General features: G+C 54.8%; 15 protein-coding genes, 5 tRNA genes, 3 rRNA genes, 1 other RNA gene and 2 pseudogenes. 5 read left to right on the top strand and 21 right to left on the bottom strand.

What is annotated here, in order from left to right; translation table 11 throughout:
- Positions 1–58 precede the first annotated feature (58 nt).
- The 13 genes from rpoB to JZM24_RS07765 all read right to left on the bottom strand — a co-directional run bounded on the left by rpoB (position 59) and on the right by JZM24_RS07765 (position 9,940).
- Positions 59–4,087 (bottom strand): DNA-directed RNA polymerase subunit beta, encoded by a 4,029-nt coding sequence (gene rpoB / locus JZM24_RS07705; RefSeq protein WP_215669227.1) that lies wholly within the window; start codon positions 4,085–4,087, stop codon positions 59–61.
- A 326-nt stretch (positions 4,088–4,413) separates the two neighbouring features.
- On the bottom strand, positions 4,414–4,779 hold the full coding sequence (rplL, locus tag JZM24_RS07710) for a 50S ribosomal protein L7/L12 (RefSeq protein WP_215669228.1): 366 nt from the start codon (positions 4,777–4,779) through the stop codon (positions 4,414–4,416).
- Positions 4,780–4,845: 66 nt separating this feature from the next.
- Positions 4,846–5,343, bottom strand: a complete 498-nt coding sequence (rplJ, locus tag JZM24_RS07715; RefSeq protein ID WP_215669229.1) for a 50S ribosomal protein L10 — start codon at positions 5,341–5,343, stop codon at positions 4,846–4,848.
- Between the two features lie 308 nt (positions 5,344–5,651).
- Positions 5,652–6,356, bottom strand: a complete 705-nt coding sequence (gene rplA, locus JZM24_RS07720) for a 50S ribosomal protein L1 (RefSeq protein WP_215669230.1) — start codon at positions 6,354–6,356, stop codon at positions 5,652–5,654.
- 3 nt (positions 6,357–6,359) lie between these two features.
- A complete protein-coding gene (gene rplK, locus JZM24_RS07725) occupies positions 6,360–6,788 on the bottom strand; it encodes a 50S ribosomal protein L11 (RefSeq protein WP_215669231.1) in 429 nt (142 codons plus the stop codon).
- Positions 6,789–6,932: 144 nt separating this feature from the next.
- Positions 6,933–7,478, bottom strand: coding sequence for a transcription termination/antitermination protein NusG (gene nusG, locus JZM24_RS07730; RefSeq protein ID WP_056777953.1), 546 nt, complete (start codon positions 7,476–7,478; stop codon positions 6,933–6,935).
- Between the two features lies 1 nt (position 7,479).
- A complete protein-coding gene (gene secE, locus JZM24_RS07735) occupies positions 7,480–7,863 on the bottom strand; it encodes a preprotein translocase subunit SecE (protein WP_215669232.1) in 384 nt (127 codons plus the stop codon).
- A 278-nt stretch (positions 7,864–8,141) separates the two neighbouring features.
- Positions 8,142–9,326 carry an elongation factor Tu gene (tuf, locus tag JZM24_RS07740; RefSeq protein WP_215668931.1) on the bottom strand — a complete coding sequence of 395 codons (1,185 nt, stop codon included), beginning with the start codon at positions 9,324–9,326 and terminating at the stop codon, positions 8,142–8,144.
- A 109-nt stretch (positions 9,327–9,435) separates the two neighbouring features.
- Positions 9,436–9,511: transfer RNA gene (locus JZM24_RS07745), tRNA-Ser, on the bottom strand.
- Between the two features lie 4 nt (positions 9,512–9,515).
- Positions 9,516–9,590, bottom strand: a tRNA-Gly gene (locus JZM24_RS07750).
- A 28-nt stretch (positions 9,591–9,618) separates the two neighbouring features.
- Positions 9,619–9,731: non-coding RNA, RtT sRNA (locus JZM24_RS07755), on the bottom strand.
- 39 nt (positions 9,732–9,770) lie between these two features.
- Positions 9,771–9,855, bottom strand: a tRNA-Tyr gene (locus JZM24_RS07760).
- A gap of 9 nt (positions 9,856–9,864) precedes the next feature.
- Positions 9,865–9,940 (bottom strand) — tRNA-Thr (locus JZM24_RS07765).
- Positions 9,941–10,342: 402 nt separating this feature from the next.
- On the opposite strand from JZM24_RS07765, the gene coaA reads away from it, so the two are divergent.
- Together coaA and pepE are read left to right on the top strand one after the other, a co-directional pair.
- Positions 10,343–11,293, top strand: coding sequence for a type I pantothenate kinase (gene coaA / locus JZM24_RS07770; protein WP_215669233.1), 951 nt, complete (start codon positions 10,343–10,345; stop codon positions 11,291–11,293).
- Positions 11,294–11,697: 404 nt separating this feature from the next.
- A pseudogene (pepE, locus tag JZM24_RS07775) lies at positions 11,698–12,307 on the top strand (dipeptidase PepE).
- A 100-nt stretch (positions 12,308–12,407) separates the two neighbouring features.
- On the opposite strand, the gene birA reads toward pepE, so the two are convergent.
- Positions 12,408–13,367: a bifunctional biotin--[acetyl-CoA-carboxylase] ligase/biotin operon repressor BirA gene (gene birA / locus JZM24_RS07780; RefSeq protein WP_215669234.1), complete on the bottom strand. Its 960-nt coding sequence runs from the start codon at positions 13,365–13,367 to the stop codon at positions 12,408–12,410.
- The gene (murB, locus tag JZM24_RS07785) at positions 13,364–14,401 is read right to left on the bottom strand and encodes a UDP-N-acetylmuramate dehydrogenase (protein ID WP_376775519.1); all 1,038 of its coding nucleotides are present in this window, start codon (positions 14,399–14,401) and stop codon (positions 13,364–13,366) included. Before murB ends, birA begins: the two co-directional genes overlap by 4 nt.
- A gap of 172 nt (positions 14,402–14,573) precedes the next feature.
- Here murB and JZM24_RS07790 point away from each other — a divergent pair.
- Positions 14,574–15,772 (top strand): annotated as a pseudogene (locus tag JZM24_RS07790) (IS3 family transposase).
- A 109-nt stretch (positions 15,773–15,881) separates the two neighbouring features.
- Here JZM24_RS07790 and JZM24_RS07795 read toward each other — a convergent pair.
- From JZM24_RS07795 to gmhB, 6 genes are all read right to left on the bottom strand, one after another.
- Entirely contained in the window at positions 15,882–16,730 is an 849-nt protein-coding gene (locus JZM24_RS07795; RefSeq protein WP_215669235.1) for a hypothetical protein, read from the bottom strand.
- Between the two features lie 451 nt (positions 16,731–17,181).
- Positions 17,182–17,297: ribosomal RNA gene (rrf, locus tag JZM24_RS07800) — 5S ribosomal RNA — on the bottom strand.
- Between the two features lie 180 nt (positions 17,298–17,477).
- Positions 17,478–20,481, bottom strand: a 23S ribosomal RNA gene (locus JZM24_RS07805).
- 392 nt (positions 20,482–20,873) lie between these two features.
- Positions 20,874–20,949: transfer RNA gene (locus JZM24_RS07810), tRNA-Glu, on the bottom strand.
- Between the two features lie 219 nt (positions 20,950–21,168).
- Positions 21,169–22,710 (bottom strand): 16S ribosomal RNA (locus JZM24_RS07815).
- Together the 16S, 23S and 5S rRNA genes with 1 tRNA gene alongside form the textbook arrangement of a ribosomal RNA operon.
- A gap of 344 nt (positions 22,711–23,054) precedes the next feature.
- Positions 23,055–23,627, bottom strand: a complete 573-nt coding sequence (gene gmhB / locus JZM24_RS07820) for a D-glycero-beta-D-manno-heptose 1,7-bisphosphate 7-phosphatase (RefSeq protein WP_215669236.1) — start codon at positions 23,625–23,627, stop codon at positions 23,055–23,057.
- Positions 23,628–23,816: 189 nt separating this feature from the next.
- Here gmhB and metN point away from each other — a divergent pair, with 189 nt between their 5' ends.
- Positions 23,817–24,848 carry a methionine ABC transporter ATP-binding protein MetN gene (gene metN / locus JZM24_RS07825; RefSeq protein WP_215669237.1) on the top strand — a complete coding sequence of 344 codons (1,032 nt, stop codon included), beginning with the start codon at positions 23,817–23,819 and terminating at the stop codon, positions 24,846–24,848.
- Positions 24,841–25,494 (top strand): methionine ABC transporter permease MetI, encoded by a 654-nt coding sequence (locus JZM24_RS07830; protein WP_215669238.1) that lies wholly within the window; start codon positions 24,841–24,843, stop codon positions 25,492–25,494. The genes metN and JZM24_RS07830 overlap by 8 nt, the downstream gene beginning before the upstream one ends.
- The last annotated feature ends 8 nt before the right edge of the window (positions 25,495–25,502 follow it).

Consider the following 25,502-nt stretch of genomic DNA (forward strand, 5'->3'; position numbering starts at 1 on the left):
GCGCCTGAAACGCTCAGGCGCCATTATTACCAGTGCGAATCGCACCCGGGCGGAAAAATCAATCTTCTTCCAGCTCGATATTGATGCCCAGCGAGCGGATTTCCTTCAACAACACGTTGAAGGATTCCGGCATACCGGGTTCCATCGTGTGATTGCCATCCACGATGTTTTTGTACATCTTGGTGCGACCGTTAACATCATCCGACTTGACGGTAAGCATTTCCTGCAGGGTGTAGGCCGCGCCGTAAGCTTCCAGCGCCCACACTTCCATCTCCCCGAAGCGCTGGCCGCCGAACTGCGCCTTGCCGCCCAACGGCTGCTGGGTAACCAGGCTGTAAGAGCCGGTGGAACGCGCATGCATCTTGTCATCAACCAAATGGTTGAGTTTCAGCATGTACATGTAGCCCACCGTAACCTGGCGCTCGAACTGCTCGCCGGTGCAGCCATCAAACAAGGTGATCTGACCGGAGGTCGGCAGGCCACCGAGCTGCAGCAGCTCCTTGATTTCTTTCTCTTTGGCGCCATCAAATACCGGCGTGGCGATCGGCATCCCTTTCTTCAGGTTCTCCGCCAAACGCAGCACTTCCTCATCCGAGAAGGTGTTGAGATCCACTTTCTGGCGCACGTCGTCACCCAGGTTGTATGCTTTCTGGATGAACTCGCGCAGCTTGGCCACTTCCTCGTGCTGCTTCAGCATGGCGTTGATCTTGTCGCCGATGCCTTTTGCCGCCATACCCAGATGGGTTTCCAGAATCTGGCCGATGTTCATACGCGACGGTACGCCCAGCGGGTTCAGAACGATATCCACCGGCACGCCGTTTTCGTCGTAAGGCATATCTTCGATCGGGTTGATTTTGGAGATAACACCTTTGTTACCGTGACGGCCCGCCATCTTGTCGCCCGGCTGAATCTGACGTTTCACCGCCAGATAGACCTTGACGATTTTTAGCACGCCCGGAGCCAGATCATCGCCCTGGGTAATTTTACGGCGCTTGGCTTCCAGCTTCTTCTCGAACTCGTGCTTAAGCTCGTCATACTGCTCAGCGAGCTGTTCCAGCTGATTCTGCTTCTCTTCGTCGGCCAGGCCCAGTTCCAGCCAGCGCTCGCTGGTCAGCTTATCCAGCTTCTCCGCTTCGATGCCGCCCGAGATCAGTACGTCGCGAATACGGGCAAACAGACCGGCTTCAAAGATCTGCAGTTCTTCGGTCAGGTCCTTTTTGGCCTGCTTAAGCTGCATTTCCTGGATTTCCAGCGCGCGCTTGTCTTTTTCGACGCCGTCGCGGGTAAATACCCGCACATCGATAACGGTACCGGAAACGCCGTTCGGCACGCGCAGCGACGAATCTTTCACGTCGGAGGCTTTTTCACCAAAGATGGCGCGCAGCAGTTTCTCTTCCGGCGTCAGCTGGGTTTCCCCTTTCGGCGTCACCTTGCCCACCAAAATATCGCCGCCGGTCACTTCCGCGCCGATATAGACGATGCCGTACTCATCCAGCTTGGAGAGCGCGGCTTCACCCACGTTCGGGATGTCGGCGGTAATTTCCTCAGGCCCCAGCTTGGTGTCGCGGGACACGCACGCCAGTTCCTGAATATGGATGGTGGTGAAACGATCTTCCTGCACCACGCGTTCGGAGACCAGCATTGAGTCTTCAAAGTTGTAGCCGTTCCACGGCATGAAGGCGATACGCATATTCTGACCCAGCGCCAGCTCACCCAGATCGGTGGACGGACCGTCGGCCAGCACGTCGCCGCGCTCAACCGGCTCACCCAGCGAAACGCAAGGCGTCTGGCTGATACAGGTGTTCTGGTTGGAACGGATATATTTGGTCAGGTTGTAAATATCGATGCCCGCTTCGCCCGGGTACATTTCATCCGGGTTGACGTTGATAACGATACGGGAGGCGTCCACGTACTGCACCGTACCGCCGCGTTTCGCCACGGCGGTCACGCCGGAGTCAACGGCGACCGCACGCTCCATACCGGTGCCGACCAGCGGCTTGTCGGTACGCAGCGTCGGCACCGCCTGACGTTGCATGTTCGCACCCATCAAGGCGCGGTTGGCGTCGTCGTGCTCCAGGAACGGGATCAGCGAGGCGCCGACCGAGACCACCTGCTGGGTGGAAACGTCCATATAATCAACCTGATCGCGGCTGAACAGGCTCGATTCGCCTTTGCTGCGACAGGTCACCAAATCGTCAAAGAAACGACCGTCGTCGCCGAGGTTGGTGTTGGCCTGTGCGATAACGAAGTTGCCTTCCTCAATCGCCGACAGGTAATGGATTTCGTCGGTAACCACACCGTCTTGCACGCGACGATAAGGTGTTTCCAGGAAACCGTACTCGTTGGTCTGCGCATACACGGACAGCGAGTTGATAAGACCGATGTTCGGCCCTTCCGGGGTTTCGATGGGACACACGCGCCCGTAATGGGTCGGATGCACGTCGCGCACTTCAAAGCCTGCGCGCTCGCGGGTCAGACCGCCCGGGCCCAACGCGGAGATACGGCGCTTGTGGGTAATCTCGGACAGCGGGTTGTTCTGGTCCATGAACTGCGACAGCTGGCTGGAGCCGAAGAATTCTTTCACCGCCGCCGAAATCGGTTTGGCGTTGATCATATCCTGCGGCATCAGGGTATCCAGATCGCCTAAAGACAGACGCTCTTTCACCGCGCGCTCCACGCGCACCAGACCGACGCGGAACTGGTTTTCCGCCATTTCACCCACCGAACGGATACGGCGGTTGCCCAGGTGGTCGATATCATCGACTTCGCCTTTGCCGTTACGGATATCAATGAGCTTCTTCATCACGTCAATGATGTCGTCTTTGCTCAGGATACCGGAACCCTCGATCTCTTCACGCAACAGTGAACGGTTGAACTTCATCCGGCCAACCGCGGACAGATCGTAACGTCCTTCCGAGAAGAACAGATTTTCAAACAGATTCTCGGCCGCTTCGCGGGTCGGCGGCTCACCAGGGCGCATCATGCGATAGATTTCCACCAGCGCGCTCAGGCGATCGCTGGTCGGATCGACACGCAGCGTCTCGGAAATATAGGCGCCGTGATCCAGATCGTTGGTGAACAATGTTTCGATACGTTTGTGGCCCGCCTGGCTCAGCTTGGCCAGCAGGTCCAGCGTCAGTTCCATGTTGGCGGGGACGATGATTTCACCGGTATTTTCATCGATGTAATCTTTTACCACCACCTTGCCGATAATGTATTCGACAGGGACTTCGATCTGCGCGACGCCGTCTTTTTCCAGCTGGCGAATATGGCGCGCGGTGATACGGCGGCCTTTTTCGACATACACGGTGCCGTTGGCCTCGATATCAAACGAGGCGGTTTCACCACGCAAGCGCTCAGGAAGCAGCTCCATCTGCAGCTTTTTGTCGTGAATTTCATAAACCACTTTGTCGAAGAACGTATCCAGGATCTGGCCGGTGCTATAGTTCAGCGCGCGCAGAATGATGGTCGCCGGCAATTTGCGGCGGCGGTCGATACGGACGAACAAGTTGTCTTTCGGGTCAAACTCGAAATCCAGCCAGGAACCGCGGTAAGGAATGATACGCGCGTTATACAACACTTTACCGGAGGAGTGCGTCTTCCCCTTGTCGCTGTCAAAAAATACGCCAGGGCTGCGGTGCAGCTGGGAAACGATTACACGTTCGGTACCGTTGATGACAAAGGTGCCGTTGTCGGTCATGAGCGGGATTTCGCCCATGTAGACTTCCTGCTCCTTGATGTCTTTTATCGTACCTTCCGGCGCTTCGCGCTCGTAAATGATAAGGCGCAGCTTGACGCGCAGCGGTGCGGAAAACGTCACGCCGCGGATCTGGCACTCTTTGACATCAAAGACAGGCTCGCCCAGGCGGTAACTGACATATTGCAGTTCCGAGTTGCCGCTGTAGCTCTGTATGGGGAATACGGAACGGAAAGCCGCTTCCAGACCGTACTGGCCTTCCGGATCTTGCTCGATAAACTTCTGAAACGAGTCAAGCTGGATGGATAGGAGATAGGGAATGTCCAAAACCTGCGGACGTTTTCCGAAGTCCTTACGAATGCGTTTTTCTTCGGTATAGGAGTAAACCATAGGGTTCCTCAGCTAGCTGACAAGTCGACCCACTCTGTCCGCCCTACTAGGACAGTACATGCAACGCCATTTATTACGATCGGAGAATCGATATCCTCTCCGCAATACTTGTTTCTATCACTCTTAAATCATTTCGCTGCACTTTGCTGAACCAGGGATGCTCGGCAGGCGATGCAGTATATTAAGGCGTCGATAGAAATAAATATTAAGGTTAATCAGTAGCTAAACGGTGTTAAACGCCACTGATACCCTACAGCGCAAAAAGGCTGGTGACCAAAAAGCCACCAGCCATCAGCCTAATTCAGGCTGCAACCTGGAAGGTTAACTTATTTAACCTCAACAGAAGCACCCGCTTCTTCCAGGGCTTTCTTCAGTGTTTCCGCGTCATCTTTGCTCACGCCTTCTTTCAGGGTGGCAGGTGCGGATTCAACCAGACCTTTGGCTTCTTTCAGGCCCAGACCGGTAGCGCCGCGCACGGCTTTGATGACGGCAACTTTGTTCGCGCCAATTGCGCTCAGCACAACGTCAAACTCGGTTTTTTCTTCTACGGCTTCAGCCGGGCCTGCGGCAACGGCTACTACGGCAGCAGCGGAAACGCCGAATTTTTCTTCCATCATGGAGACCAGTTCAACCACGTCCATAACGGACATTTCGGCAACTGCGTCCAGAATTTGTTCTTTAGTGATAGACATAACAAGTGTTCCTAAAATTCAGAAAGTGTTTATACGTTTGCAATTGCTTCAGAATAAAACCGGCGCTTACGCCGCTTCTTTCTGATCGCGCGGTGCGGCCAGCGTGCGAACCAGTTTGCCTGCAGAGGCTTCTTTCATGGCCGACATCAGGCGGGCGATTGCTTCTTCGTAAGTTGGCAGAGTGGCCAGGCGATCGATCTGCGACGCCGGGATAACTTCACCTTCAAAGGCTGCGGCTTTAACCTCAAATTTTGCATTGTCTTTGGCAAATGCCTTGAACAAACGAGCGGCTGCGCCCGGATGTTCGTGAGAAAATGCAATCAGGGTCGGACCGACAAACGTGTCTTTCAGGCACTCAAAAGGGGTGCCTTCAACGACGAGGCGCACCAGCGTGTTGCGAACAACGCGCATGTAAACACCGGCTTCACGACCTGCTTTACGCAGTTCAGTCATTTTATCTACCGTGACGCCGCGGGAATCCGCAACAACGGCAGACAGCGCGCCTTTGGCTACTTCGCTGACTTCAGCAACAATCGCTTGTTTGTCTTGAAGATTTAATGCCATTAGCTTGTGCTCCTGGATTTAGCCGGGGATACCCCCGGAACTCACTTCACATACCGTCACAGCGACGGTAAGCGTCGACATACGGTGAGCAGAATCCAGCAAACGAATATGTTATTCAGGCTCTGTCACCGTCTACGCAGGAAAATTAAGTGCTGTGACACACACCTGCGGTCTTGGACGGAGGCTTGGATAGGCCAAGCTCCAACCGAAAAAATCTGTTTGTTACGCCCGCGGTCAAAAGGAAACCGCCACGGCGAAACTTCGGGCGCTGTATTCTAGACAAAACCAACACCCGCGTAAAGCAATAATTATGCGGTCGTGGTGGCCATGCCGATTTGATCCACGGCGACACCTGCGCCCATGGTAGTCGACAGGCTGACTTTCTTGATGTAAACGCCCTTGGCCTGCGTTGGTTTTGCTTTTTTCAGCGCGACCAGCAGAGCTTCCAGGTTTTCTTTCAATTTGTCAGAGTCAAAGTCGACTTTACCGATGGTGGTGTGGATGATGCCGTTTTTGTCGTTGCGATAGCGCACCTGACCGGCTTTAGCGTTTTTAACCGCTTCAGCGACGTTCGGCGTCACGGTGCCGACTTTCGGGTTCGGCATCAGGCCGCGCGGACCGAGGATCTGGCCCAGCTGGCCGACAACACGCATCGCGTCCGGAGAAGCGATAACCACGTCGAAGTTGAACTCGCCTTTTTTGATCTGGTCTGCCAGATCATCCATGCCGACCAGGTCTGCGCCGGCGGCTTTCGCCGCTTCCGCGTTAGCGCCCTGGGTAAACACGGCGACGCGTACGCTGCGGCCGGTACCGTGCGGCAGCACGGTGGCGCCACGGACGTTCTGATCGGATTTACGGGCATCGATGCCCAGATTGACGGCAACGTCGATGCTTTCTACAAATTTGGCGGTGGCCAGTTCTTTTAGCAGCGCGACGGCTTCGTTGATGTCGTACTGCTTGGTGGAATCAACTTTGTCGCGGATGACGCGCATGCGCTTGGTCAGTTTAGCCATTTCTTAATCCTCCACTACCAGGCCCATGGAACGCGCGGTACCCGCAATGGAGCGGGACATCGCTTCCACGTCGGCACCGGTCATATCAGCCGCTTTGGTTTCCGTGATTTCACGGACCTGCGCGCTGGTCACTTTACCGACTTTGTCTTTATTCGGCTTACCGGAACCGGATTTGATGCCTGCGGCTTTCTTCAGCAGCACGGCGGCCGGCGGGGTCTTGGTAACGAAAGTGAAAGAACGGTCGGAATACACGGTGATAACAACCGGAATCGGCAGCCCTTTTTCAATGCTTTTAGTTTTGGCATTGAAAGCTTTGCAGAATTCCATGATGTTAACGCCCTGCTGACCCAGGGCCGGACCTACCGGCGGACTCGGGTTTGCCATGCCTGCAGCAACCTGCAGCTTGACATAGGCTTGTACTTTCTTGGCCATGTTGATTTCCTCTAATGGGTGCTAGCGCCGGTGAAGGCTCCCCGTGAATAAGTGTTTACGCGCTCGAGGACGCATAAAAACGAAAGGCGCGAGGTTTTAGATTAATTTCGCGCCTCGAGCAAGCAAAATTGTAGTAGGTGTGACTCAGCCTTTCTCGACCTGACCGAAATCCAGCTCTACCGGTGTGGCGCGACCAAAGATCGAAACCGACACCTTCAGACGGCTTTTCTCGTAGTCCACCTCTTCCACCACGCCGTTGAAGTCGGCGAAGGGACCATCGCTGACGCGGACCAGCTCGCCCGGCTCGAAAAGGGTTTTCGGCCGTGGCTTGTCGCCGACCTGCTGCAGGCGGTTCATAATAGCGTCGACTTCTTTGTCGCTGATTGGCGCAGGGCGATCCGAGGTGCCGCCAATGAAGCCCATGACACGCGGCACGCTGCGCACCAGATGCCAGCTGGCGTCGTTCATCACCATCTGCACCAGGACATAGCCCGGGAAGAACTTGCGCTCGCTTTTGCGACGCTGCCCGCCGCGAATTTCGACCACTTCTTCCGTTGGCACCATGACTTCGCCAAAAAGCTCTTCCATATCATGAAGTTTGATATGTTCGCGGAGGGACTGCGCTACGCGTCCCTCAAAACCGGAAAACGCCTGAACGACGTACCAGCGTTTTTTTGGAGCTTCGGACATCTTAGAACCTCAGGCCAGTAATAAACGATACCACACGGACCAGAATGCCATCCAGCCCCCACAGAATCAGTGACATCACGGCGGTCACCGCGGCGACGATTAACGTGGTATGTAACGTTTCCTGGCGGGTCGGCCAAATCACTTTACGTACTTCGGTGCGCGCTTCACGCGCAAACGCAACGGTGGACTTGCCTTTAGCTGTCATCATGGCCACACCGCCCGCGATAGCGATAACAAGCACGACAGCCAGCGCTCGCAGCAGTAAGTGGTGATCGCGGTAATAATAGTTACCGACAATAGCCACCACCAACAGAATCGCGACGAATAACCACTTAACCACTTCCAGGCCGCGCCCGCTTCCTTGAGCTTCGGTATTCGCACTCATAAAAAAAACCTGTCACATAGGATTCAGACAAACAACTTATCAGCCCCGCAAAGCGTGAGGCTACCAATCGAAGTACGCCCTGAATGAGCAACACTACCTCGAAGTTTTACGCCACAGAACAAGAGCCCATCTCACCAATGATTATGACTTAAAATCGCTGATGAGATAGGTTCTCTGTCACAGCGTAGAAAAAGAGCGTAGAAAAAGGGCATCAAATGATGCCCTTTAACCGCATGTCGCGTCAAATGGTTATTCGACAAATGTCGGCATTTACCGGCTTAAGCGATAACTTTGGCAACAACGCCGGCGCCAACGGTACGGCCGCCTTCGCGAATGGCGAAACGCAGGCCGTCGTCCATGGCGATCGGAGCAATCAGGTTAACAACCATCTTGATGTTGTCGCCAGGCATCACCATTTCAACGCCTTCCGGCAGTTCGATGGTACCGGTCACGTCAGTGGTACGGAAGTAGAACTGCGGACGGTAGCCTTTGAAGAACGGCGTATGGCGGCCGCCTTCGTCTTTGCTCAGGATATACACTTCCGATTCAAACTGGGTGTGCGGCTTGATCGAGCCCGGCTTAGCCAGAACCTGACCACGCTCGACGTCGTCACGCTTGGTACCGCGCAGCAGGACGCCCACGTTCTCACCGGCACGGCCTTCGTCCAGAAGTTTACGGAACATTTCAACGCCGGTGCAGGTGGTTTTGGTGGTGTCTTTGATACCGACGATTTCCACTTCTTCACCCACTTTGACGATGCCGCGCTCTACACGACCGGTGACCACGGTACCGCGGCCGGAGATGGAGAACACGTCTTCGATCGGCAGCAGGAACGGCTTGTCAATGGCGCGTTCCGGTTCCGGGATGTAGCTGTCCAGCGCTTCGGCCAGTTCGATGATCTTGGCGGTCCAGGCTTCGTCGCCTTCCAGCGTTTTCAGCGCCGAGCCGCGGATTACCGGCGTGTCGTCGCCCGGGAAGTCGTACTGCGACAGCAGTTCGCGCACTTCCATTTCAACCAGTTCCAGCAGCTCTTCGTCATCGACCATGTCGCATTTGTTCATGAAAACGATGATGTAAGGTACGCCGACCTGGCGACCCAGCAGGATGTGCTCGCGGGTCTGCGGCATCGGGCCGTCTGTTGCAGCTACGACCAGAATAGCGCCGTCCATCTGCGCCGCGCCGGTGATCATGTTTTTCACATAGTCGGCGTGTCCCGGGCAGTCTACGTGCGCGTAGTGGCGGCTCGGGGTATCGTATTCAACGTGCGAGGTGTTGATGGTGATACCACGGGCCTTTTCTTCCGGCGCGTTGTCGATTTGATCGAACGCGCGCGCGCTACCGCCGTAGGCCTTGGCCAGAACGGTGGTGATGGCGGCGGTCAGGGTCGTTTTACCATGGTCAACGTGGCCGATAGTACCGACGTTAACGTGTGGTTTTGTGCGTTGAAACTTTTCTTTAGACATCGATTGTCCCTCTAAGACACGAATATATCGGTGGTATCACCACATCAACCAGGCGAAATGCCTGCTGAATTTTTTTTCACAGAAAGTAAATCAGGAGGGAGACTAGAAGTGGTGCTGATAGGCAGATTCTAACTGCTGGCCGCACCCTTAGCAATGGTGCGCTCTACCAACTGAGCTATATCAGCACATTGGAGCGGGCAGTGGGAATCGAACCCACATCATCAGCTTGGAAGGCTGAGGTAATAGCCATTATACGATGCCCGCATCTTGGAACTCGGCTACCTGATAATTCTGTAGATTGTAGAATGATGCCAGGATCTCGGGCCGATGCTGCGCATCGTTGTCTCGCTATGCTCGACCCGAACCTTGGTCGAAGGTTCTCACCTTCCCCCTGCTGCGCCATGATGCTCTGCAACAGGGTGTGTATCGTGCTCGATACGAATTTGGTGGTGGGGGAAGGATTCGAACCTTCGAAGTCTGTGACGGCAGATTTACAGTCTGCTCCCTTTGGCCGCTCGGGAACCCCACCAGATTTTTTTGGTGCCGGCAGAAGGAATCGAACCCTCGACCTACTGATTACAAGTCAGTTGCTCTACCAACTGAGCCATGCCGGCATCAAGTGCTGCGCATTCTAGGTAGAGCGGACGACCTATGCAACAAAAAATCGCGTAATTCTCACTTTCGCTCAGAAATTACCCAATTTCACAACGGCGCACGCAAAATTGGTTATTATTCATGCTCGAAGCAGTGGAATATCACGCTTTGGCCGGCATAGTAGCACTGTCGGCATGACGGGTACAGCCCCGGCCAAGCCGTGTTTGCCCCTCAATTATCGCACACCGGCGGCAGTAGGGGCGGCGGCGGCCGAGGATCGCACGTCAGGCTCACAATTCCTCATCCGCGGCTGAAAAAACACTCTACGCTGGGTACGAAGCTGTCTATACTATGCGGCTTGTTCTCTTTCCGGGTTAGCGTCCTGCGCCCTGAATAGACTGTGCAACGGGCTGGCTCACGTTATGATTAAAGCTGTGCAATCTCCCCATACGCCATACCTGCAATTCAGCCGCAAACAGTGGGCCGCGTTGCGTAATTCGGTACCGCTGACGCTCACCGAGGCGGAAATCGTCAAGCTCAAGGGGATTAATGAAGATCTTTCCCTGGAAGAAGTGGCGGAGATTCATCTGCCGCTATCGCGCCTGCTCAACTTTTATATTAGCTCCAATCTGCGCCGCCAGGCCGTGTTGGAACAATTTCTCGGCACAGATGGCCAGCGTATTCCCTATATCATCGGCATCGCCGGCAGTGTGGCGGTAGGCAAGAGCACCACGGCGCGCGTGCTGCAGGCGTTGCTGAGCCGCTGGCCCGAACACCGCACGGTAGAGCTGGTGACGACCGACGGTTTTTTGCATCCCAACTGCGTACTCAAGCAGCGGGATCTCATGAAGAAAAAAGGCTTCCCGGAGTCCTATGATATCCGCAGCTTGGTTAATTTCGTCTCAAAGGTAAAATCAGGCACGCCGCGCGTGACGGCGCCGGTCTATTCCCATTTGATTTACGATGTCGTGCCCGACGAACAAAAAGTTATTTCCCAACCGGACATTTTGATACTGGAAGGATTGAACGTGCTGCAAAGCGGCAGCGATTATAACCAAGATCCCCACCACGTGTTCGTCTCCGACTTTGTCGATTTTTCCATCTATGTCGATGCGCCTGAGACGCTACTGCAAAGCTGGTATATCAATCGTTTTCTGAAATTCCGGCAGGGCGCGTTTTCCGATCCTGACTCCTATTTTCACCATTATTCCCAGCTTTCCGAGCAAGAGGCGGTCGCTATTGCCAGTCAGCTGTGGAGCGAAATTAACGGCCTCAACCTGCAGCAAAACATTCTGCCTACCCGCGAGCGCGCAAGCCTTATCCTCGGCAAAAGCGCCAATCATGCGGTCGAGAGGGTCCGACTGCGCAAATAGTGTTGTGCCGCCGCCGAGGCCGCTTCACCGCCATCCTCCTTTGGCGGCAAAAGCACGGTCGCCTGCGTGGGTCTGCACGTCGCCGCGGAACCCTTTCCGCGCCCGACGCGTTTTTGCACCTGCGCCGCCCTGTTTATTGGCGCAAGATGTCCCCCCGGGTATTATGATGCTCTTACCGTAAAGCCTCCGGTGCTTTTATGTCGCATCGTCGACCCGGTCCGCAGAGCAAAGAATGGCGCGCCATTAAGCATCCGCGACACCGGTTAGCCGGCCTTTGCAGCCGATCGGCTGCGCCGGTACGCCCTTTAGCGCTACCGGCCGAATACCGGCGATAATGGCCACCTGTGCAGGCTTATACCTTATCTGTCCGATATCGGGCGGAATGCGTTTTTGAGGGAGAGTGGATGCAATTATTATTACTCAGTAACTCGACATGTCCCGGTAAACGCTATCTGGAGCACGCCATCGGGCCGATCGGCGACCTGCTGCAGGGCAGTCGATGTCACGGGTATTCATAGGGTGTCAGACGCCGGTGCGGCCGTGGCGAATGCCGAGGCTATTATCATCGGCTGCGGCAACACCTTCCATTTGCTGAAACACTGTCGCGATCGTGGCCTGCTGCGCGTGGTCCACCGCCGAGTAGATGAAGGTGCCGCCTATATAGGCTGGAGCGCTGGGGCTAATCTGGCATGTCCTACGCTATGCACGACTAATGACATGCCGATTGTCGATCCGGGCGGTTTCGACGCACTTAGGCTGATTAATTTCCAAATCAATCCGCATTATACTAATCAGTTGCCGGCGGGCCATCAGGGCGAAACCCGCCAACAGCGGCTGGATGAACTCTTGCGGGCACAGCCGGAAATGACGGTGGTGGGACTGCCGGAAGGCGATTGGTTAGCGGTGGCTGATGGCACGGTGACCCTTGCCGGCTCCTACGATGCGGCGCTTTATCGCGCCGACCTGCCCGAACCGGGGGTGCTGACGCCGGTAAGCACCGTCCCCTGGGGTTAAACACCCGCGCTTATCCCGGTGCCGGACCGAGGGCGGCATTGCCGGCTATGGGCTCATGCATCGCTCTTGGCCGCCAACCTCGCCGATAAAAGCGTTGCGGCTATTGGCCGCGCAGCGATATCTCTCCGCCCAGATAGGCGTGGATTTCCCCTTCCTGCTCTAGCAATAAGGCTCCCTGCGCATCGATGCCACGCGCAATCCCTTTGATCTCCCGATCGCCAATAAGCAATTTCACCGGGCGGTCATAGAAGTTATCCAACGCCTGCCAGCGGGCGACAAACGGCGCGAACCCGTCACGCTCGAATTGCCGCAGCGCCTGACGCAGCGTGTCGGTCAGTTCGGCGGCCAGTGCGTTACGGTCGATGGCGATACCCGCTTCTTGCAAGTTGATCCATCCCTGGTCGATTTTACCCGCCGCGCCTTCGCGCATCGCCAAATTAATGCCGGCGCCAATCACGATATGGGCGGCATCGCCGGCCTTACCGGAAATTTCCACCAGGATCCCGGCCAGCTTGCGATCGTTTAGATACAGATCGTTCGGCCACTTAACGCGGACCCCGTCTGCGCCGAGGCGTTGCAACACCTCCGCCATGACAATACCGACCATCAGACTGAGGCCGCCTGCCGCTTCGTGGCCTTGCTCAAGACGCCAATAGAGGGATAAATACAGGTTGTTACCAAACGGCGATATCCACTGCCGACCGCGCCGGCCACGCCCTTGCGCCTGATACTCCGCCACGCAGGCGTCCCCCGGCTGCACGGTACCGATACGCTCGATCAAATATTGATTGGTGGAGTCAATCACCGGCAGCACCGCCAGCCGCCCCGCGGGTAAGCGCGCGCGGATCGCGCTTTCATCCAATAATTGCAGCGGTGCATACAAACGATAGCCCTTGCCGGGCACCGTAAACACATCCACGCCCCAGTCACGCACCGTTTGAATGTGTTTGTTGATGGCAGCGCGGCTCATTCCCAACGTCGCGCCAAATTGTTCGCCAGAATGGAACTCGCCATCGGCTAGTAAATTAATCAGCTTAAGCGGAATGGTTACGTCTTTCATGTTATTACTCCTGCCGCATCCACTTCGCCAAGGGCAGCGATAAAACGCACTTCTGGCTCAAGCCAGACGGCAAACCGGTCCGCAACCTGTTGGCGCACATAGCGCGCCAGCGCAGCAATATCCTCACCCGTCGCGTTATCAGCATTGACTAAAACCAGCGCCTGTTTGTCATGGACCGCCGCGCCACCGAGACGATAACCTTTGAGTCCGCAACGATCGATAAGCCAACCCGCCGCCAGCTTCACCCCGCCCTCCGGTTGGGGGTAATGGGGCGCATCAGGATAGCGGCTTAGCAGTCGTTCCGCGCTTAAAGCATCAATAACCGGATTTTTGAAAAAACTACCGGCATTGCCCTGTAGCGCGGGGTCGGGCAATTTCGTGCGGCGCATCGCGCAAACCGTATCATAAATCTGCCGCGGGGTGGCCTGCTGCGGGTCCAGACGGGCCAGCTCGCCATAGGTCAATACCGGTTGCCAGGCTTTGGCCAGCCGGAGGCCCACCGCAACAATGACGTGGCGTTCGCGTAGCGCGTGCTTAAAGATACTGTCGCGGTAACCAAATTGACATTCAGCCGCGCTCAGGCGCCGTAAGGTACCGGTTGCCAACTGCAACACGTCGACATAGTCACAGAACTGACGCAACTCGACGCCGTAGGCGCCAATATTCTGGATCGGCGCAGAACCCACGCAGCCGGGGATCAGCGCCAGATTCTCCAGACCCGGCATGTGCTGTTCGAGACAGGTACGTACCAAATCATGCCACACCTCTCCGGCGCCGACGTGCAAATGCCAAGCGTCGGGGCGCTTTTCGATTGTTACGCCCGCAATCCGGTTCAGCAACACGGTGCCAGCATAGTTTTCCAAAAACAGCACATTACTGCCGCCGCCCAACACCAGCGCCGGCATAGCGTGCTCTATGGCCTGCCGCCAAAACGTGAACAGCTCGGCCTCCGTATACGCCGCAATCACTCGCCGTGCCTGTACGTCAATGGCAAAACTGTTCAGGGACTTTAGCGCCCGACTGTCCGTCATCATTACCTAACCTGTCTTTACTTTTGTTGCCGTTAGTCTACTCGATCGTACAGGAAGGCAGCGAGTGACATTTTATGACGCGCGTGATTTATCCCCCTGAAACACCAGACAGTAGCTGTATCTCCAGATAAGAGATAGGCTTGAATATATGTCTAACACTAACGCCAATTTTGATATGACCGGGATCCTGTTAGGTCAAGAAGTCCGTAAACGTAAAACTCCTCAGGAAAAAATGGCCATTATTCAGCAGAGGATGGAGCCCGGCATGAATGTCTCCCATCTCGCACGACTGCACGGTATCCAGCCCAGCCTGCTGTTTAAGTGGAAAAAGCAATATCAGGAAGGCAGCCTCACCGCCGGGGAGGACGTTGTTCCTGCCTCTGAGCTTGCAGCTGCATTGAAGCAGGTCCGGGAGCTCCAGCGCCTTCTGGGTAAGAAGACGATGGAGATTGAGATCCTAAAAGAAGCCGTGGAGTACGGCCAGTCACGAAAATGGATAGCGCACGCGCCCTTGTTGCCAAAGGCCGGGGAATAGCACAGGTCAGCCGCGCCATGAGCGTGTCGCGTGCGCCGCTGTCACTGCGGATTAAGCGTTCTGCCGACTGGCAGGACAGGCGCTGTAACCGGCGTAATGACGAAGCAGACGCTGAAATACTGTCGGACATCCTCGACATCATCAGCGATATGCCCAGCTACGGCTATCGGCGGGTGTGGGGAATCCTGCGTAAACAACGTCGCGCAGAGGGACTGCCGCCGGTAAATGCGAAACGACTTTACAGGATCATGTGTGAGCATAACCTGCTGTTATTACATTGAAAACCAGAGCGGCCGAGGCGTGAGCATAAGGGCAGGATCGCGGTGGCAGAAAGCGATATGCGCTGGTGTTCAGATGGCTTCGAGTTCGGCTGCGACAACGGTGAAAAACTGCGGGTCACCTTCGCACTGGACTGCTGCGACAGAGAGGCCATAGACTGGGCTGCGAGCACTGTAGGCTACGACAGTTCGACCGTGCAGGATGTGATGCTGAGGTCGGTAGAAAAGCGCTTCGGCGACAGGTTACCCGATACAGCGGTGCAGTGGTTGACGGACAACGGTTCAGCGTATACCGCGCATGAAACGCAGAGGTTCGCCAGAGAACTGGATCTGGAGCCCTGCACAACAGCGGTGAGCAGCCCGCAGAGCAATGGCATGGCCGAACGGTTCGTGAAGACGATGAAGGAAGACTATATCGAGTTCATGCCAAAATCGGATGCGAGAACAGCCCTGCGAAACCTTGCAGCAGCGTTCACGCATTACAATGAAAACCATCCGCACAGCGCGCTGGGATATCACTCTCCGAGAGAATACCGGCGGCAGCGGGCTTCGTTAACTTAAGATACAAAAGCTGTACGGAGATGGCGGGGCAAGATCACATTTTATGACGCGCGCGTGCCTGCGTACGTTAAAAATTATCGCTAAACGTTGGGCAACGTTACGACGTCGCTTAACTGTCTGACTCTGTAGAAACGAGCAATTTTTCCCAAGATTTATTTATCTGGGCCAACTGCTCCCTAAACGGCTGCGGGCTTTGGCTGTGGCCCTGCTCGGCCAGCTTATCAAATGTCGCAAATATCTCGTCATTGGCTTCTTTTATCAAATCAAAATCCGTAGATAATTTAACATTTCGGGAGAAGAGTTCAGTTTTGAATACGCTGACTAACGGATGAATGCCTGCGCCATTAGGAATATAGAGCTTATCTTGCTCATACACCTCTTTTCCGCTCTTCTTGGCTTCTTCATTTTTTCCCGCATGTTTATCAGCGCACTTTAATCCATTCTCCATTGAGGCCATACCTATTTCATGCACATACCCCTTTGGCACGGGCTGACCGATTCGCTGGCAATACGCCGTCATGGCATCGGAAGCTTCGCTGTATGCAGACGCCATGGTTGCTTCAACTAATTGCTCAAAGCCCCTTTTATCCGTGCGAAAATCATTAACGGTGGCTTGAATTTTCTCTTTTACCGCGACGATATCCTCAGCCGTCAAAGGGTTTTTCTGCCTGATGGCGGCATTATGTATGGTCATAGGCGTTGAATTAGCATTATCGGCGGTTTTAACAGCGCCGGCTAACTTGTTTTCAACAGCGGACAAAAAGTTATATGCGCTTATCATCCCGCCAATGCAGCGATTGGTAACCGCCGCGCTAAAGGTTTTCGCACTATTCTCAATTGTCATGATGCAATGCAAAACCTGACGGCTCAAGCCACTTTTAGCGAACGTTTTCGCGCTGCTATTATCCGTCTGTTCCGGTTTTATAATGTAACTACCCGTCTTAGAGCCAATAAACATGCAACTCTCCTTTATATGATTGTCGAATTTCGGATTATGTTAAGCGCGGCTAAACACTGCCCTGATACCTCCTGGCGATAAATGACATTACACCGTGGTCGCGCAACGTCGCTCCGTTAAGTAAAACGTATTAGACCGCACGCATTATCCGACAACCATCAAATTCCGCTATAGCCTATCAATTACGCCATCTGGGTAGGGGAAGATTTGTCACGCCGCCGGCATAAGCGAGTGACTTAATGCGCGCGGCAGCACCCGTTACAGGCAAAAACAATAGCAGGACGGGTGTGCCTGACACGGACGTAAACGCGCCTTTATCGGGGGAAAGTTGTCTATTGCGTCGCCGGAAGCGGCCCGCCGTGGCCCACAAAAACAAAAAGCCCCCTGCTGACGCAGAGGGCTCGTTGAACCTGCTTGTCACCCCGTGCTGACCCGGTGCGACGTATTGGATGCCTGGCAGCTCCCTACTCTCGCATGGGGAGACCCCACACTACCATCGGCGCTACGGCGTTTCACTTCTGAGTTCTGCATGGGGTCAGGTGGGACCACCGCGCTAGTGCCGCCAGGCAAATTCTCTCTCCGTGCCGCTCCCGCCGCACAGACTGCTCTTGCCGCCCGACCATCACTTGCGTGACCGTCGGGCATTATCCGGAACATCGCTGATATCGTCTCGTCTCTTGCGTTTTTGACGTCAACGTTCGCTTTCGCTCTCGTCTCGCACACGCTCTCAAACAGCTCAGGTGTTGTAAGGTTAAGTCTCACGGGTCATTAGTATCGGTTAGCTCAACGTCTCGCAGCGCTTACACACCCGACCTATCAACGTCATCGTCTTCAACGTCCCTTCAGGAGGCTCAAGGCCTCAGGGAAGACTCATCTCGAGGCAAGTTTCCCACTTAGATGCTTTCAGCGGTTATCTTTTCCGCACGTAGCTACCGGGCAATGCCATTGGCATGACAACCCGAACACCAGTGGTGCGTCCACTCCGGTCCTCTCGTACTAGGAGCAGCCCCTCTCAATCTTCCAGCGCCCACGGCAGATAGGGACCGAACTGTCTCACGACGTTCTAAACCCAGCTCGCGTACCACTTTAAATGGCGAACAGCCATACCCTTGGGACCTACTTCAGCCCCAGGATGTGATGAGCCGACATCGAGGTGCCAAACACCGCCGTCGATATGAACTCTTGGGCGGTATCAGCCTGTTATCCCCGGAGTACCTTTTATCCGTTGAGCGATGGCCCTTCCATGCAGAACCACCGGATCACTAAGACCTGCTTTCGCACCTGCTCGAGCCGTCACTCTCGCAGTCAAGCTAGCTTATGCCTTTGCACTAACCTCACGATGTCCGACCGTGATTAGCTAACCTTCGTGCTCCTCCGTTACACTTTGGGAGGAGACCGCCCCAGTCAAACTACCCACCAGACACTGTCCTCGGCCCGGATAACGGGCCTGAGTGAGAACATCAAACATTAAAGGGTGGTATTTCAAGGTTGGCTCCATGCAGACTGGCGTCCACACTTCAAAGCCTCCCACCTATCCTACACATCAAGGCTCAATGTTCAGTGTCAAGCTATAGTAAAGGTTCACGGGGTCTTTCCGTCTTGCCGCGGGTACACCGCATCTTCACGGCGAGTTCAATTTCACTGAGTCTCGGGTGGAGACAGCCTGGCCATCATTACGCCATTCGTGCAGGTCGGAACTTACCCGACAAGGAATTTCGCTACCTTAGGACCGTTATAGTTACGGCCGCCGTTTACCGGGGCTTCGATCAAGAGCTTCTCCTTACGGATAACCCCATCAATTAACCTTCCGGCACCGGGCAGGCGTCACACCGTATACGTCCACTTTCGTGTTTGCACAGTGCTGTGTTTTTAATAAACAGTTGCAGCCAGCTGGTATCTGCGACTGGCTTCAGCTCGGGGCGCAAGGCCTCCACCTACGTGACAGCGTGCCTTCTCCCGAAGTTACGGCACCATTTTGCCTAGTTCCTTCACCCGAGTTCTCTCAAGCGCCTGGGTATTCTCTACCTGACCACCTGTGTCGGTTTGGGGTACGATTCGATGTGACCTGGAGCTTAGAGGCTTTTCCTGGAAGCGTAGCATCAATTCCTTCACCACCGTGGTGGCTCGTCATTACGCCTCAGTGTTATGAAAGAGCGGATTTGCCTGCTCTTTCCACCTGCACGCTTGAACCGGGACAACCGTCGCCCGGCGAACCTAGCTTTCTCCGTCCCCCCTTCGCAGTCACACCCAGTACAGGAATATTAACCTGTTTCCCATCGACTACGCCTTTCGGCCTTGCCTTAGGGGTCGACTCACCCTGCTCCGATTAACGTTGAACAGGAACCCTTGGTCTTCCGGCGAGCGGGCTTTTCACCCGCTTTATCGTTACTTATGTCAGCATTCGCACTTCTGATACCTCCAGCAGCCATCACAGGCCACCTTCGCAGGCTTACAGAACGCTCCCCTACCCAACGGACGTATCCTTAAAACGCCTGGCCCGTGTCCGGCTGTCGCCGACTCAACGGGAATGTGGCTTGCACGCGCCGGCTCGCCGTCGCGTGAAGCGTTTTAAGTGATACGTCCGCTGCCGCAGCTTCGGTGCATGGTTTAGCCCCGTTACATCTTCCGCGCAGGCCGACTCGACCAGTGAGCTATTACGCTTTCTTTAAATGATGGCTGCTTCTAAGCCAACATCCTGGCTGTCTGGGCCTTCCCACATCGTTTCCCACTTAACCATGAATTTGGGACCTTAGCTGGCGGTCTGGGTTGTTTCCCTCTTCACGACGGACGTTAGCACCCGCCGTGTGTCTCCCGTGATAACATTCTACGGTATTTGCAGTTTGCATCGGGTTGGTAATCCGGGATGGACCCCTAGCCGAAACAGTGCTCTACCCCCGTAGATGACTTCACGAGGCGCTACCTAAATAGCTTTCGGGGAGAACCAGCTATCTCCCGGTTTGATTGGCCTTTCACCCCCAGCCACAAGTCATCCGCTAATTTTTCAACATTAGTCGGTTCGGTCCTCCAGTTAGTGTTACCCAACCTTCAACCTGCCCATGGCTAGATCACCGGGTTTCGGGTCTATACCCTGCAACTAGACGCCCAGTTAAGACTCGGTTTCCCTGCGGCTCCCCTATACGGTTAACCTTGCTACAGAATATAAGTCGCTGACCCATTATACAAAAGGTACGCAGTCACACCCCAAAGGATGCTCCCACTGCTTGTACGTACACGGTTTCAGGTTCTATTTCACTCCCCTCGCCGGGGTTCTTTTCGCCTTTCCCTCACGGTACTGGTTCACTATCGGTCAGTCAGGAGTATTTAGCCTTGGAGGATGGTCCCCCCATCTTCAGACAGGATATCACGTGTCCCGCCCTACTCATCGAGCTCACAACAAGCGCACCTTCGGATACGGGGCTATCACCCTCTGTCGCCGGACTTTCCAGACCGTTCTCCTGATGCGCAAGCTGATGATGGCTCTGGGCTGTTCCCCGTTCGCTCGCCGCTACTGGGGGAATCTCGGTTGATTTCTTTTCCTCAGGGTACTGAGATGTTTCAGTTCCCCTGGTTCGCCTCGTTAAGCTATGGATTCACTTAACGATGATGCAACGAATTGCACCGGGTTTCCCCATTCGGACATCGCCGGCTGATAACGCTTCATATCAGCTCACCGGCGCTTTTCGCAGATTAGCACGTCCTTCATCGCCTCTGACTGCCTAGGCATCCACCGTGTACGCTTAGTCACTTAACCTCACAACCCTGAGCTGTCTGCACCTTGTCCGACAGGCTGCACGACCGAAATCCGGCGTTGCGCGGTACTCGGCATCCTCATGGACATACAGTCCACCGCGGTGCCTGCGTGCCGTGCGCCTGGGCTTTCAGCCGTTCGCGCCGTCTCGCTCGAGTATCGCCATACAGGCGAGACCCGGCGTAGTCTGCGAAGACCGCGCGGAGACAACAGTGCCTGTCGCGCTACAGTGATAACGCTTACGCGTTATCTCAGGTTTGCTTACTTCGTTTGAGAGACTCGCATACTGAGTTTGCACTTCAGCATGTGTTTCAAATTTTCAGCTTGTTCCGGATTGTTAAAGAGCGGTATTTCGCAGCTCGCTTGATAAACGCGCTCTGAAATAAAAAGCAAAGTGGCGTCCCCTAGGGGGTTCGAACCCCTGTTACCGCCGTGAAAGGGCAGTGTCCTAGGCCACTAGACGAAGGGGACACGAAAACGCGGGCAACGTATCGCATGACTTTTACGCGGCAGAGACCGCTTTAAGTCAGGTAACCCTGACCGCAAAAGCGCCGTTAACGTCGTCGCCCAGCCGCCGATAGCTTTACCCCCGTTCGCCAGGCGAACAGGAAAAAGCCGCCGACGGGCTGCTTTGCTCGTGACAGTTATCAGACAATCTGTGTGGACACGTCACTTAACGTATCGTTTTGATAAGGAGGTGATCCAACCGCAGGTTCCCCTACTGTTACCTTGTTACGACTTCACCCCAGTCATGAATCACAAAGTGGTAAGCGCCCTCCCGAAGGTTAAGCTACCTACTTCTTTTGCAACCCACTCCCATGGTGTGACGGGCGGTGTGTACAAGGCCCGGGAACGTATTCACCGTGGCATTCTGATCCACGATTACTAGCGATTCCGACTTCATGGAGTCGAGTTGCAGACTCCAATCCGGACTACGACGCACTTTATGAGGTCCGCTGACTCTCGCGAGATCGCTTCTCTTTGTATGCGCCATTGTAGCACGTGTGTAGCCCTACTCGTAAGGGCCATGATGACTTGACGTCATCCCCACCTTCCTCCGGTTTATCACCGGCAGTCTCCTTTGAGTTCCCGACCGAATCGCTGGCAACAAAGGATAAGGGTTGCGCTCGTTGCGGGACTTAACCCAACATTTCACAACACGAGCTGACGACAGCCATGCAGCACCTGTCTCAGAGTTCCCGAAGGCACCAAAGCATCTCTGCTTAGTTCTCTGGATGTCAAGAGTAGGTAAGGTTCTTCGCGTTGCATCGAATTAAACCACATGCTCCACCGCTTGTGCGGGCCCCCGTCAATTCATTTGAGTTTTAACCTTGCGGCCGTACTCCCCAGGCGGTCGATTTAACGCGTTAGCTCCGAAAGCCACGGCTCAAGGCCACAACCTTCAAATCGACATCGTTTACAGCGTAGACTACCAGGGTATCTAATCCTGTTTGCTCCCCACGCTTTCGTACCTGAGCGTCAGTCTTCGTCCAGGGGGCCGCCTTCGCCACCGGTATTCCTCCAGATCTCTACGCATTTCACCGCTACACCTGGAATTCTACCCCCCTCTACGAGACTCTAGCCTGCCAGTTTCAAATGCAGTTCACAGGTTAAGCCCGGGGATTTCACATCTGACTTAACAGACCGCCTGCGTACGCTTTACGCCCAGTAATTCCGATTAACGCTTGCACCCTCCGTATTACCGCGGCTGCTGGCACGGAGTTAGCCGGTGCTTCTTCTGCGGGTAACGTCAATCGATAGCGCTATTAACGCCACCGCCTTCCTCCCCGCTGAAAGTGCTTTACAACCCGAAGGCCTTCTTCACACACGCGGCATGGCTGCATCAGGGTTTCCCCCATTGTGCAATATTCCCCACTGCTGCCTCCCGTAGGAGTCTGGACCGTGTCTCAGTTCCAGTGTGGCTGGTCATCCTCTCAGACCAGCTAGGGATCGTCGCCTAGGTGAGCCATTACCCCACCTACTAGCTAATCCCATCTGGGTTCATCCGATGGTGTGAGGCCCGAAGGTCCCCCACTTTGGTCTTGCGACGTTATGCGGTATTAGCTACCGTTTCCAGTAGTTATCCCCCGCCATCGGGCAGATCCCCAGACATTACTCACCCGTCCGCCGCTCGCCGGCAAAGAAGCAAGCTTCTTCCCGCTGCCGCTCGACTTGCATGTGTTAGGCCTGCCGCCAGCGTTCAATCTGAGCCATGATCAAACTCTTCAATTAAAAGCTTGATGCTCAAAGAATTAAAACCGGTATTCATAAGAATATTCGTTGTTCACTCTTCAAGACTCGATATTTCGTGTATCGATATCGTCTTGTGAGTGCCCACACAGATTGTCTGATAAATTGTTAAAGAGCAGTGCCGGGAGGCTGTTTTCTCGACCGGCGCGGGCGGCGTATATTACGCCTTCCTCATTCAGAGTCAAGCCGTTTCGCCTGTTTCTGAACCCTCCCGGCCACCGTGATGATGTTCACATGACCGGTCGATGGAGGCGCATTATAGGGAGCCGTTCTGAAATGGCAAGGAAATATCCTTACTTTTTCTTCAAACGTTCACTAAATATCCGTTACGCGCCCGCCTGACGCTGTTTGATCGCGGCCGGTAATGCAGCCAGGCTATCAAGGACACAATCCGCCGCCGCGCTGGCCTGCTCCGTTACCGCTTTGCCGCTGCGCACCAGTACCCGCATGCCGACTCCCGACGCCTGAGCCGCCAGCATATCGTCCAACTTGTCGCCTACCATATAGGAAGAAGCCATGTCGATATGCAGATGGCGCTGCGCGTCCAGCAGCATTCCGGGTTTTGGTTTGCGACAATCGCATTCCTGGCGTAGTGCCTCAACCACCGCCTGCGGATGATGGTGGCAAAAGTAGATACCGTCCAAATCAACGTCGCGATCCGCCAGTGACCAGTCCATCCATTCCGTCAGACGCATAAATTGATCTTCGTTGAAGAGGCCGCGGGCCAGTCCGGATTGATTGGTGACCACCACCAGGGCAAACCCCATCTTTTTCAATTCCTGCATGGCTTCGATCACACCATCGATGAACTGAAAATCGTCAATCTCATGGACATAGCCGTTATCGGCATTGATTGTGCCGTCACGGTCTAAAAAAATAGTGGAAACAGACTGTGCCACTGCAAGGCTCCTGATTACGGGTAAGCCTCAAGTATCGCATGTTTTGACATGGGAAGAGAAACCCATAAAATGGAACGTAACACAGTTGACTTAGCCGTCTAGACGCCTTAACATCCACGCACTTCGATGCCGGTTGGCATGGGTTTGCACCTTTTACGTTCGCGACACGGTCCCTATATAAAAATAAATATGATCACACTTTCTCACATCACTAAGCAATTCACGCTGGGCGTGCAGACGATTACCGCGCTGTCAGATGTCAGCCTTCACGTGCCAACCGGGCAGATTTACGGCGTCATCGGGGCGTCCGGCGCAGGGAAAAGCACGTTGATACGCTGTGTTAATTTGCTGGAACGCCCCACCTCTGGGACGGTGGTGGTAAATGATACCGATTTGACAAATCTGCCCGAGCGGAAATTGATCGACGCCCGCCGTCAGATTGGCATGATCTTCCAGCATTTTAACTTACTCTCCTCGCGTACGGTGGCCGGTAATGTCGCGCGGCCGCTGGAATTGGATAATCTGCCTAAAAGCGCTATCGCCCGCCGGGTCACCGAACTGCTGGCGCTGGTGTGGATGGAGGATAAAGCAAATAGCTACCCGGCAAATCTTTCGGGCGGCCAGAAGCAGCGGGTCGCCATCGCGCGTGCGTTGGCCAGTAATCCCAAAGTGCTGCTGTGCGATGAAGCCACCAGCGCACTGGATCCTGCTACCACCCACTCGATTCTGGCGTTATTGAAAGACATCAACCAGCGTCTGGGCCTGACCATACTGTTAATTACTCATGAAATGGATGTCGTGAAACGCATTTGCGATCAGGTCGCGGTGATTAGCCAGGGAGAGCTTATCGAGCAGGATACGGTAAGCGAAATGTTTTCCCATCCGAAAACACCGCTGGCCCAGGCCTTTATCCGTTCCACGCTGCATTTGGACATTCCGCAGGACTATCAGCAGCGCATGCATCACCAACGCGCGCCCGGCCGCATTCCCATTTTGCAGTTGGAGTTTACCGGTTTGTCGGTGGATTCGCCGCTGTTGTCGGAAACCGCGCGCCGTTTTAACGTCAATAACAACATCATCAGCGCCCAGATGGATTACGCTGGGGGTGTGAAATTCGGCATCATGTTAACGGAAATGGACGGGGATGAAGCTGACGCCGCCGCCGCCATCGCTTATCTGCAGCAGCATCAGGTGAAAGTAGAGGTATTGGGTTATGTCTGACGGAATGATTGCCCTATTGGGCCGGGGAGTTTGGGAAACCCTGATGATGACCTTTGTCTCGGGCTTTTTTGGTTTCGTCATCGGCTTGCCCATCGGCGTGCTGCTTTACGTCAGCCGCCCCGGCCAGATTGTCGATAACGCCAAACTGTACCGGCTGGCATCGGCGCTGGTGAACGTATTCCGCTCAGTTCCATTCATTATTCTGCTGGTTTGGATGGTTCCTTTCACCCGTATCATCGTGGGGACCTCAATCGGTTTGAAGGCCGCCATTGTACCATTGACGATAGGCGCCGCCCCTTTTATTGCCCGTATGGTCGAAAACGCGCTGCTGGAAATCCCCTTCTGTCTGGTAGAAGCATCCCGCGCCATGGGCGCTACGCCACTCCAGATTATTCGCAAGGTGCTGCTGCCGGAAGTGCTGCCGGGACTGATTAATGCCGCGACCATCACGCTTATTACGTTGGTGGGGTATTCCGCCATGGGGGGAGCCGTGGGAGCCGGTGGGTTGGGGCAAATCGGCATTCAGTACGGTTATATTGGTTATAATGCCACCGTGATGAATACCGTATTAGTATTGTTGGTGGTTCTGGTCTATTTAATACAACTCGGCGGTGATCGTCTCGTCACCGCCGTTACCCATAAATAATGCGACCC

This window comes from Candidatus Sodalis endolongispinus (assembly GCF_018777395.1).
In the GTDB taxonomy this organism is placed as follows: Bacteria; Pseudomonadota; Gammaproteobacteria; order Enterobacterales; family Enterobacteriaceae; genus Sodalis_B; species Sodalis_B endolongispinus.